At 66.6% G+C, this 14,266-nt stretch carries 15 protein-coding genes; 13 read left to right on the forward strand and 2 right to left on the reverse strand.

Going from position 1 to position 14,266, the window contains the following annotated elements:
* Positions 1-3: 3 nt before the first annotated feature.
* The 5 genes from M4D77_RS00605 to M4D77_RS00630 all read left to right on the forward strand — a co-directional run bounded on the left by M4D77_RS00605 (position 4) and on the right by M4D77_RS00630 (position 3,568).
* Complete coding sequence (locus M4D77_RS00605; RefSeq protein WP_065630519.1) at positions 4-489, forward strand: hypothetical protein; 486 nt, start codon at positions 4-6, stop codon at positions 487-489.
* 24 nt (positions 490-513) lie between these two features.
* Positions 514-1,002, forward strand: a complete 489-nt coding sequence (locus M4D77_RS00610) for an enoyl-CoA hydratase (RefSeq protein WP_259935304.1) — start codon at positions 514-516, stop codon at positions 1,000-1,002.
* A 649-nt stretch (positions 1,003-1,651) separates the two neighbouring features.
* The gene (locus M4D77_RS00620) at positions 1,652-2,134 is read left to right on the forward strand and encodes an enoyl-CoA hydratase (protein WP_083207333.1); all 483 of its coding nucleotides are present in this window, start codon (positions 1,652-1,654) and stop codon (positions 2,132-2,134) included.
* A gap of 6 nt (positions 2,135-2,140) precedes the next feature.
* Positions 2,141-2,848, forward strand: a complete 708-nt coding sequence (locus tag M4D77_RS00625; RefSeq protein WP_259935306.1) for a hypothetical protein — start codon at positions 2,141-2,143, stop codon at positions 2,846-2,848.
* Between the two features lie 48 nt (positions 2,849-2,896).
* A complete protein-coding gene (locus tag M4D77_RS00630) occupies positions 2,897-3,568 on the forward strand; it encodes a VOC family protein (RefSeq protein WP_058251398.1) in 672 nt (223 codons plus the stop codon).
* On the opposite strand, the gene M4D77_RS00635 is transcribed toward M4D77_RS00630, so the two are convergent.
* Positions 3,569-4,285 carry a GntR family transcriptional regulator gene (locus M4D77_RS00635; protein ID WP_065630516.1) on the reverse strand — a complete coding sequence of 239 codons (717 nt, stop codon included), beginning with the start codon at positions 4,283-4,285 and terminating at the stop codon, positions 3,569-3,571.
* A 107-nt stretch (positions 4,286-4,392) separates the two neighbouring features.
* On the opposite strand from M4D77_RS00635, the gene M4D77_RS00640 reads away from it, so the two are divergent.
* Genes M4D77_RS00640 through M4D77_RS00665 form a run of 6 tightly spaced genes read left to right on the forward strand, consistent with a single transcriptional unit; the run spans position 4,393 to position 10,674 of the window.
* A complete protein-coding gene (locus M4D77_RS00640) occupies positions 4,393-5,136 on the forward strand; it encodes a phosphonatase-like hydrolase (protein ID WP_259935307.1) in 744 nt (247 codons plus the stop codon).
* 46 nt (positions 5,137-5,182) lie between these two features.
* Positions 5,183-6,133 carry a phosphate/phosphite/phosphonate ABC transporter substrate-binding protein gene (locus M4D77_RS00645; protein WP_259935308.1) on the forward strand — a complete coding sequence of 317 codons (951 nt, stop codon included), beginning with the start codon at positions 5,183-5,185 and terminating at the stop codon, positions 6,131-6,133.
* The gene (gene phnC, locus M4D77_RS00650) at positions 6,133-6,942 is read left to right on the forward strand and encodes a phosphonate ABC transporter ATP-binding protein (RefSeq protein ID WP_065630542.1); all 810 of its coding nucleotides are present in this window, start codon (positions 6,133-6,135) and stop codon (positions 6,940-6,942) included. The genes M4D77_RS00645 and phnC overlap by 1 nt, the downstream gene beginning before the upstream one ends.
* Positions 6,939-8,534, forward strand: a complete 1,596-nt coding sequence (phnE, locus tag M4D77_RS00655; RefSeq protein ID WP_259935309.1) for a phosphonate ABC transporter, permease protein PhnE — start codon at positions 6,939-6,941, stop codon at positions 8,532-8,534. Before phnC ends, phnE begins: the two co-directional genes overlap by 4 nt.
* A complete protein-coding gene (locus M4D77_RS00660; protein WP_259935310.1) occupies positions 8,510-9,523 on the forward strand; it encodes a zinc-binding dehydrogenase in 1,014 nt (337 codons plus the stop codon). Before phnE ends, M4D77_RS00660 begins: the two co-directional genes overlap by 25 nt.
* A 35-nt stretch (positions 9,524-9,558) precedes the next feature.
* The gene (locus M4D77_RS00665) at positions 9,559-10,674 is read left to right on the forward strand and encodes a TIGR03364 family FAD-dependent oxidoreductase (RefSeq protein ID WP_259935311.1); all 1,116 of its coding nucleotides are present in this window, start codon (positions 9,559-9,561) and stop codon (positions 10,672-10,674) included.
* A 104-nt stretch (positions 10,675-10,778) separates the two neighbouring features.
* Here the strand turns inward: M4D77_RS00665 and M4D77_RS00670 are convergent, their stop codons facing one another.
* Positions 10,779-11,975: an NADP-dependent malic enzyme gene (locus M4D77_RS00670; protein ID WP_058251397.1), complete on the reverse strand. Its 1,197-nt coding sequence runs from the start codon at positions 11,973-11,975 to the stop codon at positions 10,779-10,781.
* Positions 11,976-12,242: 267 nt separating this feature from the next.
* On the opposite strand from M4D77_RS00670, the gene M4D77_RS00675 reads away from it, so the two are divergent.
* A complete protein-coding gene (locus M4D77_RS00675; RefSeq protein ID WP_058251396.1) occupies positions 12,243-12,908 on the forward strand; it encodes a GntR family transcriptional regulator in 666 nt (221 codons plus the stop codon).
* Positions 12,905-14,167 (forward strand): MFS transporter, encoded by a 1,263-nt coding sequence (locus M4D77_RS00680; protein WP_259935312.1) that lies wholly within the window; start codon positions 12,905-12,907, stop codon positions 14,165-14,167. Before M4D77_RS00675 ends, M4D77_RS00680 begins: the two co-directional genes overlap by 4 nt.
* Positions 14,168-14,266 lie beyond the last annotated feature (99 nt).

Here is a 14,266-nt window from a genome sequence, read left to right on the forward strand (position 1 = left end):
AATATGAAACGTCTGTTGTGTGTAGTGATCGGCCTTGTCGTCGTGTCCGCGGGTGTTGTCGTCGGAGTTGGGAAAAGCGATGCTGCACCACAGTTGCCACGCATAGGTATTACCGGCGACACCATGGGAACCTTTGGCGATCATTCCTACTGCAGAGGAGTCCTGCACGTGGGCTTGACTGCCGCCCCATCCAAGCCCGGGGTCGTCCGGGTCACCCTCACGTCTTCTGGCTTCACAGGAAACGGTCCGAGTTGGAAGCGGAAGCCGGTGTGCAAGCTTCTGATCGGCACAGTGCATACGAGCATCGAGGCGTATGCCAAATGGAACTTCTTTAACGCCGATTTTGGACCGCGCCGCGGACAGAAGGTGGTCCACGACATCAGGACCGGGTCCGGTCTTGTTCAGTTCCAGGCCGTCTCGTATGCGCGCAACAACCCCGTTCGCGTCATGCAGTCCTACGGAGTGTCGCACTACATGTTGGTCCCGTAGCTTACGAAGTGAGTTGAGTTTCTGATGTCAAGACGTATTGCAGTTGCACTGACGGTGGCTGTAGCAGCGCTGACCGGGGTGATCGTTGGTCCAGGAGATGTCAACGCGGCGCCCGAACTGCAGAGAATCTCGGTCAGCGGCAACCAATTTGCTACGGTGGGCAACCATTCATTCTGCAACGGTGTACTACACGTCAGTCTCACCGCAGCGCCCAGGGAGCCGGGAGTTGTCCGCGTCTCGCTCACGTCTCGCGGATTTACCGGCCAGGGGCCGAGTTGGAAGCGGAATCCGGTGTGCAAGCTGTTGGTCGGCACGGTGCACACCAGTGCGATTGGGTACGCGCAATGGAACTTCTTCAATGCCAATTTTGGTCCGAGGCGTGGGCAGAAGGTGGTTCACGAGGTCAGGACTGGGTCGGGAGTGGTCGAGTTTCTGGTGTCGACGTATGCCCGTAACAACCCGATTCGTCTGAGGCAGTCGGTGGGCGTGTCGTACTACATGCTGGTTCCTTGACGAACCCAGCGAAAACTGACGATCTAGTACGCCGCACCGCGCCGACAAGATATTCGGTGCGTGCTCACAGATGGGTGGCGCACCGACGCGGGGCCACTTCCAATTTTTGATCCGAATCGAATAGTGAGGGACGAATGAAAAAACTCATGGTCTTTATGGTCGTGCTTGTCTTGGCAAGTATCGCTACGGTTGCTGGCGGTGGTCACTCAACCGCAGCCCCTATTCCCCAGCTATCAACGACCGGGAACAATTTCGGCACCTTTGGTGACCACTCCTTCTGCCGCGGAGCTGTCAACATCGGTCTCGATGCGCCGGCAGGGAAGCCCGGCGTGGTTCGAGTAACTGCACGGTCGCACGGGTTCACAGGCGACGGCCCGGGATGGAGGAAGAATCCGAGGTGTCGAGTCCTCTTCGCGACAACGTACACAAGCGGTCGAGGACTCAACATTCAGAAGTGGGTAAGAGCTGGCTTCGGGCCGCGACGCGGTGAGAGCAAGACTTGGGACGTTCATACGGGTTCGGGTGTGGTCGTATTCGGCGTAACTGCCTACTCGGCTAACAGCCCGATCGCCTCACCCCAGTCATACGGGGCGGGTTTCTACCTGTTGGTCCCGTAACTGAGCGCCCGCAGAAGGTAAAGAGGGATCAAATGAAGCGATTACTCGCGACTATTTTTGTCGGACTTATCGTTGGCGCCTTGTGCATGGCGGGCGTCGGTCAGGCGTCCGCGGCTCCGATTCCCCAAGTTTCGACTACCGGCTACAACTTCGGGATATTCGGCGACCACTCCTACTGCCGGGGTGCGGTCAACGCGACTGTGGATGCGCCGAAGGGTAAGCGGGGTGTAGTCAGGGTCACGGTGCGGTCGCACGGGTTCACCGGGGCTGGGGCGAGTTGGAAGCGTAATCCGAATTGCCGAGTGCTGTTTGGGAACTACTACACCAGCGTGCGGGGTTACAACCTGGAAAAATGGGTTACCGCAACGTTCGGCCCGCGTCCGGGCGAGAAGAAGGTTTGGGAGATCAACACCGGCTCAGGTCCAGTCAGCCTTGGGTTCGGTGGGTTTTCGCCCAATAGTCCTGTTCGAGTCCCTTCCGGCTACGGTTCGACCATCTACATGCTCGTTCCCTGAATCCACATGACCAACCCGACCACACCACGCGACGGCGACCCGCAGGCCTGGTCCGAGCGGGCCGTCGTCGTGTGCGGGACAGCGGGAGGCGTTGGCACGTCGGTTGTTTCGGCGCTGCTCGCGGAGCATCGGGCGTCGTCGACGCTCGGGCTGCTCTCGTGGTGGGTGGACGCGTCGGGCAACGACTGCGACATCGAGCTGCGGCTCCGCGGGTCGGGTAACCCCGAACTGTTGCGCACGGCGTCGGGCACGGGTCTGTGGCTTCCGCCCGAGGAGGCGACGGTCACCGACGCCGTCGTCGAGACGTGGCGGCAGGGCGCGGTTCCCGTCGTCGACGCCGGTGCGCATCCGCTCACGTTGCTGCCCGAACTCGCCGAAGACGACCTCCCGAACCTCACCCCGGTGCTCGTCATCGCCGCGAGACCCGACTTACTCAACCGCGCCCGGGTCGTCTTCACCGAATGGGACCGGGCCGGGGTGCTGGAGAAGACGATCGTCGTCATCTCCTCCCAACTACCGGCCACCCATCAGGACGGACTCGCCGACATGCTGGTCAACGTGGTGTCCGGTGCGGTCGGCGGAGTGATCGGACTCGACTACGACCCCGTCATCGGCGCCGGCACCCCCCTGGACCAGGAGGCGCGCCGCGGGTTCCTCCCGGCGACGCACCAGGCGATCGCGACCTTGGCCGCGGCGACCACCAAGAGGCACTGAGGCGCGCCCCCTTTCGCAATCCACCGGAACGGGGCAGCATGGGGCGACATGACCGGGTCCACTCGCTCACCGCTCACCACCGCCGAGGCCGCCGAGATGGTCGCCGATCCCTGGCGTGTCATCGCCGACAGACTCGCCGCCGCCTACAACACCGGATCGATGGTGCGGGGCGGCGAGTTCGTCGCCAAGATCATCGACGCCGCCGAAGAGGCGAACCACCACCCCGACATCGATCTGCGTTACGGCACGGTGCATCTCGTGCTCACCACGCACAGCGCGCACCAGCTCACGGAAGCCGATGTCGCGCTGGCGAACCGGATCACGGGCATCGCCGCCGACCTCGGCCTCGAGCCGGTGTCCGCGCCCGTCACCCAGTTCAACCTCGCCATCGACGCCCTCGACATCCCGGCCATCAGGCCCTTCTGGAAAGCCGTCCTGGGCTACGGCGACGCGGCCGATCGCGAACCTGTCGACCTCGTCGATCCGGCTGGGCGCCTACCCAGCGTTTGGTTCCAGCAGATGGACGAACCTCGTCCCCAGCGGAGCAGGATGCACGTCGACCTGTGGATCCCGACCGACGAACTACACGAGCGGCTGCAGTCGGCCATCACCGCCGGCGGCCAACTCCTCACCGACGAGTACGCCCCGGCCTTCTGGGTCCTCGCCGACGCCGAGGGCAACGAGGTGTGCCTGTGCACCTGGCAGGACCAGAACTACTGATCAGTCGGCGTACATCGTCTGCGTGAACGCCATCCGGTCGCCCCGGTACAGCGAACGCCGATACTCGATGGGGACGTCGTCCTTGTCGTAGGACAAGCGGTTCAGCAAGAACATCGGCGTACGAGCGTCGACGTTGAGCAGAGCGGCCTCACGCGCGTCGGGCAACGTCGTCTCGATGGTGTCCTCGGTACGCCCGAAACGCACCCCGCGCCTACGGAATTCGGCATACAACGACGAGGTCACCTCGAAGTCGCGTTCGAGATCGGGGTACCGGAAGGCCGGCAGGCGTGTCCGTTCCAGCGCGACGCGCACCCTGTCGGTCGTGAAGACACGCTCGAGCTGGATGACCGGGTCGCCGACGGCGATCGCCAGGCGTTCGGCGAGCACCGCGTCGGCCGTCAGGTTCGTCCATCCCACCAGGATGCGACTGGTCTCCATCCCGCGCTCGCGGGCCGCCTCGGTGTACGAACCGATCGACAACGGTTGTCGGATCTTGGGACCCGCGACCACCGTCATCCGACCCCGGCGCTCGATTTTGCCGTCGAGCAACAGCTCTCGAAGTGCTTGTCGGATGGTCTCGCGTGACACCGAGAAGCTCTCGGCGAGATCGCGTTCCGCGGGAAAGGGATCACCCTCGACGAGGTCTTGAAGGAGTTCCTCCAGCCGGGACCTGACCACCTGGTGCTTGAGAACGCGCGGTTGCTCGGACAGGGTCATGCGACCAACATAGCAAATAATGGTCTAGACCAAGTGGCAACCGAGTGTTCACCTGGCGTTGGGGTCAGACACCCGAATTGGTCTATACCAAACGCGAGAGTGGGCTCATGCGTACAACCGATGACTTCAATGAGCCTGCTTCGGATCTTGCGAGCACAACCACCCCACACGATGGCACCTCGTCCGTCCAACTCGTCGTCTTCGACATGGCCGGCACCACGATCGTCGACGACGGGCTCGTCACCCAGGCGTTCGAGGTGGCCGCGACCGCGGTCGGCATTCCCGACCAGGGCGACGAGCGCGACCGCGCCCGCACCTACGTCCTCGACACGATGGGGCAGTCCAAGATCGCAGTGTTCCGCGCGCTTCTCGGCTCCGACGACGCGGCCCGACGGGCAAACGAAGCGTTCGAAGAGGCCTACGGAGAACTGATCGACGACGGGGTCGACCCGATCCCGGGAGCGGCGGAGACGTTCGCGGACCTGCGATCGCGCGGGATCGCCACCGCGTTCACCACCGGGTTCAGTCCGGCCACCCAGCAACGAATTCTCGACTCACTGGGGTGGGCCGCGGTCGTCGACCAGGTCCTCGCGCCCACCGCCGGCCTGCGCGGTCGCCCCTACCCGGACCTCGTGCTGGCCGCCGCTCTCACCGCCCAGGTCGACGACATGGCCAACGTCGTCGTCGTCGGCGACACGTCGAGCGACATCGACACCGCACGACGCGCCCGCGCCGGTCTGTCCGTGGGCGTGCTCACCGGTGCCCACGACGAGCACACCCTGCGTGCCGCGGGTGCCGATCGGGTGCTCACGTCGGTCGCCGATCTCCCCGCTCTGATCACCGCCCCCTGATCCACTCCACATCCCGCCCCCGTCACGCCCCGAAAGGTCGTCTCCGATGAAGAACCGTAGATCTCCGCTCGCCCTCACCGCCGCCCTCGTTCTCGCCGGATGTTCCGGTGGCGATTCGGAAGCGGTCAATGACAACGGTTTTCCTGAAACTCTCACCCTCGCCGCGATCCCGGCCGAGAACTCCTCCGATCTCAAGGCCAGCTACGACCCGGTCATCAAGGTGATCGAACAGGAAACCGGGTCGAAGGTCGAGTTCGTCCAGGCCTCCGACTATGCCGGCGTCGTCGAGGGGATGATCGCCGACAACGTCGACCTCGCCTTCTTCGGTCCCTTCGCCTACGTCGTCGCCGGCCTCAACGGGGCCGACATCACCCCGATCGGAGCAGTGGCGTCGGAGAAGGGTGCGGAACCGGGATACCAGTCCTACGGAATCGCCAAGGCCGACAACGCGTCCGTCAACAGCATCGACGACTTCGCCGGCAAGACGGTCTGTTTCGTCGACCCCGGGTCCACCTCCGGCTTCCTCTACCCGAGCGCCGGTCTCATCGAAGCGGGGGTGATCAAGTCCGGCACCGAGACCGACCTCGCCGCGGGCGTCACCCCGATCTACGCCGGTGGACACGACGCGTCGGCGCTGTCGGTGGCGTCCGGTGACTGCGAAGCCGGATTCGCCTTCGACTCGATGGTCGACAAGACCCTCATCGAGAAGGGCGACCTCCAGCAAGGACAGCTGAAGACGGTCTGGAAGTCGGAGATGATCGCGGGATCGGTGTTCGCGGCGAACAATTCGCTGGGCCCCGAAGCCATCGACACGCTCACCAAGGTGTTCACCGAGCAGGTCAACAAGGAGTCGATGGAAGCCGCGGGCTTCTGCTCCGGCGACGAGTGCCTCATCACCGACGAGCGTGCGTGGGGTGTCGTGCCTGCCTCCGACGAGGACTACGCCGGCGTGCGGCACGTCTGCGAGGTCACCAAGTCCGAGAAGTGTGCGAGCTGATGACCGCACATCCACCGGTGGCCGGCGACGACCTCGTCGTCCACGTCGACGGACTGACCAAGCGGTTCGGCGACACCGTGGCGGTCGACGACGTGTCGCTCGACGTCCACCGCAGCGAACTCGTGGTGCTCCTTGGCCTTTCCGGGTCCGGGAAGTCGACCTTCCTGCGCTGCCTGAACGGACTGCATCCCGCGACGTCCGGCGTCGTCGACGTCGTGGGGCACCGGGTCGATCGTGCCGGACGTACCGAGATGCGGGCTGTACGACGCGACGTCGGGTTCGTCTTCCAGCACTTCAACCTCGTCGGCCGGATCAGCTGTCTCGAGAACGTCCTGCTCGGCGGGCTCGGCCGACTCCGGTGCCCGCGCTACGGTGCGCTCACGTACCCGAAGCACATGCGCCAGGAGGCGCTCGAGCACCTCGACCGTGTCGGTCTCGCCGACCTCGCCGACCGTCGCGCCGACACCCTCTCCGGCGGGCAGCAGCAGCGCGTCGCCATCGCACGCACGCTGATGCAGAAACCGACGCTCCTGCTCGCCGACGAACCGGTGGCCTCCCTCGACCCGGAGAACGCCGGCGTCGTCATGGATCTGCTGTTCCAGGTGTGCGTCGAGGAGAAGCTCACCATCCTCTGCACCCTGCACCAGGTGGACCTGGCCCTCGGGTGGGCGCACCGCATCGTCGGATTGCGCAGTGGGCACAAGGTTCTGGATCGCTCCACGGTCGGATTGGACCGCGACGAGGTGATGGACGTCTACCGACGCGTCGACCCGGTGTCGGCGTCGACGAACGCGGCGCGACGCCGATGAACACCCCGCTGCTCGATCGACCGCGGGCGGACCCATCAGCCCGGAAGCGACCCGGGTGGAACCGCGCGGTCCTGCCCGGCATCGCGGTCGGAGGCCTTGTCGCGACGCTGATCTGCGCGTGGTGGATCGACTTCGCGCCGGGAACACTGATCTACGGGATCGAGGACATCGTTGCGCTCATCGAGCGGATGCTGCCACCTCGGCTCGGTGATCCCGGCCGGATCAGCGTGCTGGCGTTGGAGACTCTGCTGATGGCGGTACTTGGTACCGTGCTCGCCGCGATCGCGTCGGTGCCGCTGGCGTTCCTGGCCGCTCGCAACACCAGTCCGCATCCTGCGGTCCAAGCGGTGGCGCGGGCCATCATCACGTTCTGCCAAGCGATGCCCGACCTCCTGTTCGCGGTCTTGTTCGTGCGTGCTCTGGGTATCGGTGTGCTGCCGGGCATCCTGGCCCTGGCGTTGCATTCGATCGGCATGCTCGGCAAGCTGTTCGCGGACGCGATCGAGCAGGTCGACGAGGGGCCGCGCGAAGCGGTGCGCAGCACGGGCGTCGGCTATGTCCGCGAGATGGTCAATGCGGTCGTACCGCAATGTGTCCCGGCGTGGATCGGTGCGTTCGTGTACCGCATCGACATCAACCTCCGGATGTCGGTCGTGCTCGGGTTCGTCGGCGCAGGCGGAATCGGTTTCGCACTGCAGGACGCGCTCCGTGGTCTGATCTATCCGCGAGCCCTCGGCATCGTGCTGGTCATTCTCGTGATCATCGCCGCGATGGAGTTGCTGGCCATCGGAATCCGCCGCGTGCTGCTGACGCCGTCGCCCATGCGGCCCGGTCTGGAACGCGCCGTCCGGACCGCCTTCGGAGTGCTGGTTGTCGCCGCGACGGTTGCCGCGATGGTGGTCCTGGAGATCACGCCGTGGGCGCTGATCGCGTGGATACCCCCGGCCGTCGAGGTGTTCGGCCGGATGATCCCGCCCGACTTCGGCACGCTCGGGGCGGACCTGTTCGACGCCGCGTTCCAGACCGTCGCGATCGGCGTGGTGTCGACGGCCATCGGCGCCGTGTTGTCGATCCCGGTCGGAATCCTCGCCGCTCGCAACGTGACCCCGCACGCAATCGTCTACTGGGCCGCGCGGGCCTGGATTCTCGTCGTCCGGGCCGTGCCGGAACTCATCCTGGCCGTGGTGTTCGTCGCCGCGCTGGGACTGGGTCCGGTGGCCGGAACCTGCGCCCTGGCAATCGGTTCCATCGGCTTCCTCGCCAAACTCGTCGCCGACTCCGTGGAGGAGATCGACCCGGGGCCCGTCGAGGCCGCCCGCGCGGTTGGTTGCGGGTGGTGGAGAACCCTGTTCGCCACGGTGATTCCGCAGGCCATGCCGTCGATCGTCGGCTCTGGCCTGTACCTGCTCGACGTCAACATCCGCACGTCCACGGTGCTCGGCATCGTCGGCGCCGGCGGAATCGGCTTCCTGCTCTTCGAATCGATCCGCACGCTCGACTTCGAGGTCGCCGGGGCCATCGTGCTCGTCATCTTCGTCATCGTCTACACCATCGAGAGGTTGTCCGGTTGGATACGCTCACGACTCTTCTGACCCGTACTGCCGTCTGGCGGGGCGATCGGATCGACATCGTCGAAATGCCCTTTCCTGCAGTTGGTCGTGGCGAGTTGCTCGTCCGAGTACGACTGGCCACGGTGTGCGGCAGCGACCTGCACACCGTGACCGGACGCCGAGAGTCGCCCTGCCCCTCCGTACTCGGACACGAGGCGGTGGGTGAGGTGGTCGACGCCGGCGCGGGAGCGACCGCCCGCGTAGGGGATCGCGTCGTCTGGTCGGTCACGGTCTCGTGCGGTGAGTGCGATCGGTGCCGACGCGGCGTCACCGCCAAGTGCCGGCGGGTGCGCAAGGTCGGACATGAACCGTTCGACGGTGATTGGCCGCTGTCCGGGGGTTACGCCACCCACATCTTGCTGCCCGCGGGCACCACGTCGGTCGGTGTTCCCGACGCTCTCGACGATGTAGTGGCCGCCCCAGCGGCCTGCGCCACCGCCACCGTGATGGCGGTCGCCGAGCGTGCCGGGGAGGTGGCCGGGCGCCGCGTCCTCGTCGGTGGAGCGGGAATGCTGGGGACGACCGCAGCGGCGGTGTGTGCCGACCGCGGCGCCGACGTCCTGATCGCCGACTGGGACCGGGCGCGCGTGGAGCAGGCCACCGGATTCGGGGCGCGGCCCGACGACGGCGAGAACGTCGACGTCGTACTCGATTTCACCGGCTCGTCGGATTTCATCCGTCGGGGACTCACCCGGCTGGACGTCGCCGGGACGCTCGTGCTGGCCGGTTCGGTCACCCCGGGCCCGTTGCTCGACATCGACCCGGAGCAGGTGGTCCGACGCTGGTGGACGATCACCGGCGTCCACAACTACGAGCCACGTCATCTACAGCAGGCCGTCGACTTCCTGGCGCGAACCGTCGACCGTCATCCGTGGTCGGAGCTGGTGACCAACCCGCTGCCACTGGACCAGATCGAGGGCGCGTTGCAACCGGCCCCGGGGGCCGCTCTGCGCGTCGCGGTCGCGCCCTGAATGACACCATCTTTCGACAGAGGAGAAGTGAACGCATGCGCGTGATCATCGTCGGTGCTGGGATCATCGGAACCGCACACGCCTGGATGGCCGTCGAACGTGGACACGAGGTGATCCATCTGGATCGTGAACTCGGCGCGCGGGGCGCCACCGTCCGCAACTTCGGATTGGTGTGGGTCTCGGGGCGATCCGTTCCCGAACTGGAGATCGCGCTGCGCTCCCGCATCCTCTGGGAGCAGATCGGCACCCAGGTCCCGAAGGTCGGCTTCCGGGCGAACGGCTCGATCACCCTGTTACGTACCGAGGCTGAACTCGCCGTCGCCGAAGAGGTGCTCGCCCGCGACGACGCGCAGCGTCGGGGATTCTCCCTGTTGCGCCGGATCGAGGTCGCGGAGAAGAACCCTGCGCTACAGGGGAACTACCTCGCCGGACTGTACTGCGCGTCCGACGCCGCTGTGGAGTCCCGACAGGCGATGCCCGCCTTGCGATTCCGCTTGGAGCGATCGGGTCGATACACCTTCGTTCCGGGCGTCGAGGCGCGCGCGATCACCGGCACCTCGGTTCGTGATGACACCGGGGCCGTTCACGCAGGCGACTGTGTCGTGTTGTGCCCCGGCGCAACTCATCGCGGACTGCTCCGCGAGATCTTCGGCGAGCTGCCGGTCCGTCGGGTCCGATTGCAGATGATGCAGACGGCACCACTCGGGCAACGTCTCACCACTTCGATCGCCGACGGCGACAGCCTCCGCTACTACCCGGGCTTCGCGGGCCCCGCCCTCGAGGAACTTCGGCGCACCGAACCGCAGCGACCGGTCGCCGCCGACCACGGGATGCAGCTGCTGTGCGTGCAGCGCCTGCACGGTGGGCTGACCATCGGCGACACCCACGAGTACGCCGAACCGTTCACCTTCGACGTCGACGAGGACCCCTACGCCCATCTCGTCGAGGTGACGGAGGGGCTGCTCGGGCGGCCGCTGCCAAAGATCCAGCGCCGCTGGGCCGGCGTCTACAGCCAGTGCACCGAGCCCCATCGCATCGTGTGCCGCGAGTCCATCGGGGACGGGGTGTGGGCGGTCACCGGCCCCGGAGGCCGCGGGATGACCCTCGGCCCGGCCATCGCCGAGGAGTCGGCGGAACTCATGGGGTGGTGAGCGACGCCGAGGTACCGAAAACCACCCTCCAGAGGCGAACCACCGACAGATAGCTGTCAGTAGCCCGCCAGAGGGTGGTTCTCAGTCGCGGGTGGGCAAAGCGCCTAGGAGCAGTGCCCCTCGGCGCGGGCGACGTCGGCGACGGCGGCTGCCACCGCCGGGGCGACCCGGTCGTCGAGCGGGCTGGGCACGATGCGGTCGGCGCGCAAGTCATCGGCGACGACCGAGAAGATGGCTTCGGCCGCAGCGATTTTCATGCCCTCGCTGATGCGTCGTGCACCGGCGTCGAGCGCACCCTTGAAGACGCCGGGGAAGGCGAGGACGTTGTTGATCTGGTTCGGGAAGTCGCTGCGCCCGGTCGCGACGATCGCCGCGTACTTCGCGGCGGCCTCCGGATGGATCTCCGGGTCGGGGTTCGACAGGGCGAAGACGATCGAATCGTCGTTCATCGACGCGATGAGCTCTTCGGGGATCAGACCTGCCGACACACCGATGAAGACGTCGGCGCCGGCGAGGGCCTCGACCGCGCCACCGGTCAGCCCGCGCGGGTTGGTGCGCGACGCCAGTTCGCTCTTCGACTCGTTCAGGCCGTCACGTCCCGCAGACACGATGCCCTTGGAATCCAACACGACGACATCGGAGATGCCCACTGCCAGAAGGATGTTGGCGCACGCGACACCTGCGGCGCCGGCACCGGAGATGACGACCTTCAAGCCCGCGAGATCGCGGCCGAGGTGGGTCGTCGCGCCCTTGAGGGCGGCGAGGACGACGATCGCGGTGCCGTGCTGGTCGTCGTGCATGACCGGGCAGTCGAGCGCCTCGATGACGCGGCGCTCGATCTCGAAGCAGCGCGGCGCGGAGATGTCCTCGAGGTTCACGGCGCCGAAGCTCGGGCGGAGTCGGATCAGGGTCTCGACGATCTCGTCGGGATCCTGGGTGTCGAGAACGATGGGGATCGAGTTGAGTCCGGCGAAGCTGCGGAACAGTGCGGACTTGCCCTCCATGACCGGCAGCGAGGCGCGGGGACCGATGTCGCCGAGTCCGAGGACCGCAGAGCCGTCGCTCACCACGGCGACCAGGCGATCGGTCCAGGTGTACTTGTTCACCAGGGTGGCATCGGTGTCGATCGCACGCGACACCTGGGCCACACCCGGGGTGTAGGCGATCGACAGGTCGCGCTGGGTGTCGATGGGTGCGCGCAGCTCCACCGAGAGCTTGCCGCCGACGTGGGCCAAGAAGATCTCTTCGTCGGTGATGGGGTGGTCGGCGATCGTGGGTTCGGTGTAGGGGGTCTCACCCATACGTGTGTCCTCCGTGCTCGTCACGGGTCCTCCTGAAAAGCCGCGAAAATGCGGGTTGCATCGTCTCGCCGGCCACGCTGCCCGCGAGCTAGAAGTGATCCGCATCGACGCGAGCAGGTGGGCTCAGCGGACGCGGGCCGGGCTCGTGTGAGCGGGGTGACGCTCGTTACGGCCGGATTAAGTGTCTCACCGTCTGGGATCGTTCCGGAAGGTGGGTCGGCCCAGGTGAAGTGTCCAATGATCATTGATAAGGTACAACTTGTGTCTATGTTGCATGCGACCTCCGAATCCGCTGCTGAGCGGGTATATGTCGAGGTCAAAGAACAAATTCTCACAAACGCGATCGCCGGCGGTGAGCTGATCAGCGAGGGTGAGATCGCCGCGAAGTGCTCGGTGAGCCGTACTCCGGTGCGCGAGGCGTTCCTGCGGTTGGAGACCGAAGGCTGGATGCGTCTCTACCCGAAACGGGGAGCCCTCGTGGTCCCTATCGGTGAGCGCGAGATCCGCGACGTCGTGGACGCACGCCTGCTCCTCGAACGGCACGCGGTGCGTGCGGTCGTCGGTCGGCCGGGCGCGGTGGCCGGACTCGTGCGGAGTCTGCGCGCCAACCTCGACGCCCATCGTCGGTCCGACGCCTCGGACATCCGGGAGTTCTCCCGCATCGACGCCGAGTTCCATCAGCTCATCGCCGCCGCCGGCGACAACGCATTGCTGTCCGGCTTCTACACCACGCTCGGGGAGCGGCATCGACGGATGACGACGGCGTCGGTGCACCGGGACGCGAGTGTCGCGGCCCGAATCCTCGACGACCACCGCGCGCTCCTCGACGCGATCGACTCCGCCGACGCCGAACGTTTCGACACCCTGCTCGCCGGCCACCTCGTCGCGGTTCACGATCTGCCCGGGCACGACCTCCCCGGGGCACCGGCATGAGCGCCGACCGCGCGCGCTTCGGATGGCCCGCCGTCGCGCTCGCCGTGTTCGCCACCGCGTGGGGCGGCAACGAATTCACGCCGCTGCTGGTCATGTACCGGCAGATCACCGACATGTCGCCGGTCGTCGTCGACGCGTTGCTCTTCGCGTACGTCCTGGGCATCGTGCCCGCCCTGCTGATCGGCGGCCCGTTGTCGGATCGCCTGGGCCGACGGCCACTCATGCTGCCCGCCCCGCTGTTCGCGGCGGTCGGTTCGGGACTGCTGGCCGCGGGCTCGGAGTCGGTAGCACTGCTGACCGCCGGGCGGGTGTGCAGCGGCATCGCGCTGGGGCTCTCGATGGCCGTGGGCGGGAGCTGGATCAAGGAACTCTCGGACCGAGACGGTGCGCGGACCGGTGCCGGCGCCGGTCGCGCGGCCATGAGTCTCACGGCCGGCTTCGGCGTCGGCGCCGGGGTGGCCGGGGTGCTCGCGCAGTGGGGGCCGTGGCCGCATGTGCTGCCGTACCTGATCAACATCGCCATCGCGGTCGTCGCGGCGAATCTGATCGTGCTGGTGCCGGAGACGCGTCCCAGACAAGATTCGCCGGGGCGTCTGCGTGACGACCTGCGCATCCCGTCCGCGGGCCATCGTCGTTTCCTGTTCGTCGTGCTGCCACTGGCGCCCTGGGTTTTCGGTGCCGCCGCATCGGGTTACGCGATCGTCCCCGCCCTCATGTCCGCCCGCACCGCGGGAGCGCCGATCGCGTTCGCCGGCCTGTGCTGCGTCCTCGGCCTGTCCGCCGGTTTCGGCATCCAGTCGTTGGGTCGGCGGATCAACCGGCCGGGGAGTCTCCGCGGTGTCGTCGTCGCCTTCGTGGTGCTCGTGGCCGGAATGGTCCTCGCGGCCGTGGCGGCACACGTGCTGACCGTCTGGGTCGCGCTCCTGGCGTCGACGCTGCTCGGCTGCGGATACGGCATGGCGATGATCGTCGGCCTGCTGGAGGTGCAGCGCATCGCCGGACCCGACGACCTCGCCGGGCTCACGGCCGTGTTCTACGGCGTGACCTACCTCGGCTTCGGGGTTCCGGCGGTTCTGGCCTGGATCTCGGAGAGCTGGCCGGCGATCACCTACCCGGTCATGTTCGGCTTCGGCGCCGTCGCCGCGATGATGAGCCTGATCGTCGCTCTCCTCGGACATAGTCGCCACGGTGCGCCCGTCGACGAACCCGGTACCGCCGCGATGGCGGGCTCGGCCGCCGGGGCCGCCCGCACACGGTGACGCGTCGTCGATCGACCACCCGGTAACCTGCTGAGAGTTTGATCAGGCACCGCGCAGTGACACCGCGGTGCGACGGGGAGTGCGGCGGGTGAGTGTGGA

This window comes from Gordonia sp. p3-SID1431, from assembly GCF_025143765.1.
Lineage (GTDB): Bacteria > Actinomycetota > Actinomycetes > Mycobacteriales > Mycobacteriaceae > Gordonia > Gordonia hongkongensis.

Bases quoted from the DNA above. Each gene is read 5' to 3' on its own strand.
- M4D77_RS00635 (WP_065630516.1), bottom strand. From the start codon at position 4,285: ATGACCCTGTCCGAGCAACCGCGCGTTCTCAAGCACCAGGTGGTCAGG.
- phnC (WP_065630542.1), top strand. From the start codon at position 6,133: ATGACCGCACATCCACCGGTGGCCGGCGACGACCTCGTCGTCCACGTC.
- M4D77_RS00605 (WP_065630519.1), top strand. From the start codon at position 4: ATGAAACGTCTGTTGTGTGTAGTGATCGGCCTTGTCGTCGTGTCCGCG.
- M4D77_RS00680 (WP_259935312.1), top strand. From the start codon at position 12,905: ATGAGCGCCGACCGCGCGCGCTTCGGATGGCCCGCCGTCGCGCTCGCC.
- M4D77_RS00665 (WP_259935311.1), top strand. From the start codon at position 9,559: ATGCGCGTGATCATCGTCGGTGCTGGGATCATCGGAACCGCACACGCC.
- M4D77_RS00640 (WP_259935307.1), top strand. From the start codon at position 4,393: ATGCGTACAACCGATGACTTCAATGAGCCTGCTTCGGATCTTGCGAGC.
- M4D77_RS00630 (WP_058251398.1), top strand. From the start codon at position 2,897: ATGACCGGGTCCACTCGCTCACCGCTCACCACCGCCGAGGCCGCCGAG.
- M4D77_RS00625 (WP_259935306.1), top strand. From the start codon at position 2,141: ATGACCAACCCGACCACACCACGCGACGGCGACCCGCAGGCCTGGTCC.
- M4D77_RS00620 (WP_083207333.1), top strand. From the start codon at position 1,652: ATGAAGCGATTACTCGCGACTATTTTTGTCGGACTTATCGTTGGCGCC.
- M4D77_RS00645 (WP_259935308.1), top strand. From the start codon at position 5,183: ATGAAGAACCGTAGATCTCCGCTCGCCCTCACCGCCGCCCTCGTTCTC.
- phnE (WP_259935309.1), top strand. From the start codon at position 6,939: ATGAACACCCCGCTGCTCGATCGACCGCGGGCGGACCCATCAGCCCGG.
- M4D77_RS00610 (WP_259935304.1), top strand. From the start codon at position 514: ATGTCAAGACGTATTGCAGTTGCACTGACGGTGGCTGTAGCAGCGCTG.
- M4D77_RS00670 (WP_058251397.1), bottom strand. From the start codon at position 11,975: ATGGGTGAGACCCCCTACACCGAACCCACGATCGCCGACCACCCCATC.
- M4D77_RS00675 (WP_058251396.1), top strand. From the start codon at position 12,243: ATGTTGCATGCGACCTCCGAATCCGCTGCTGAGCGGGTATATGTCGAG.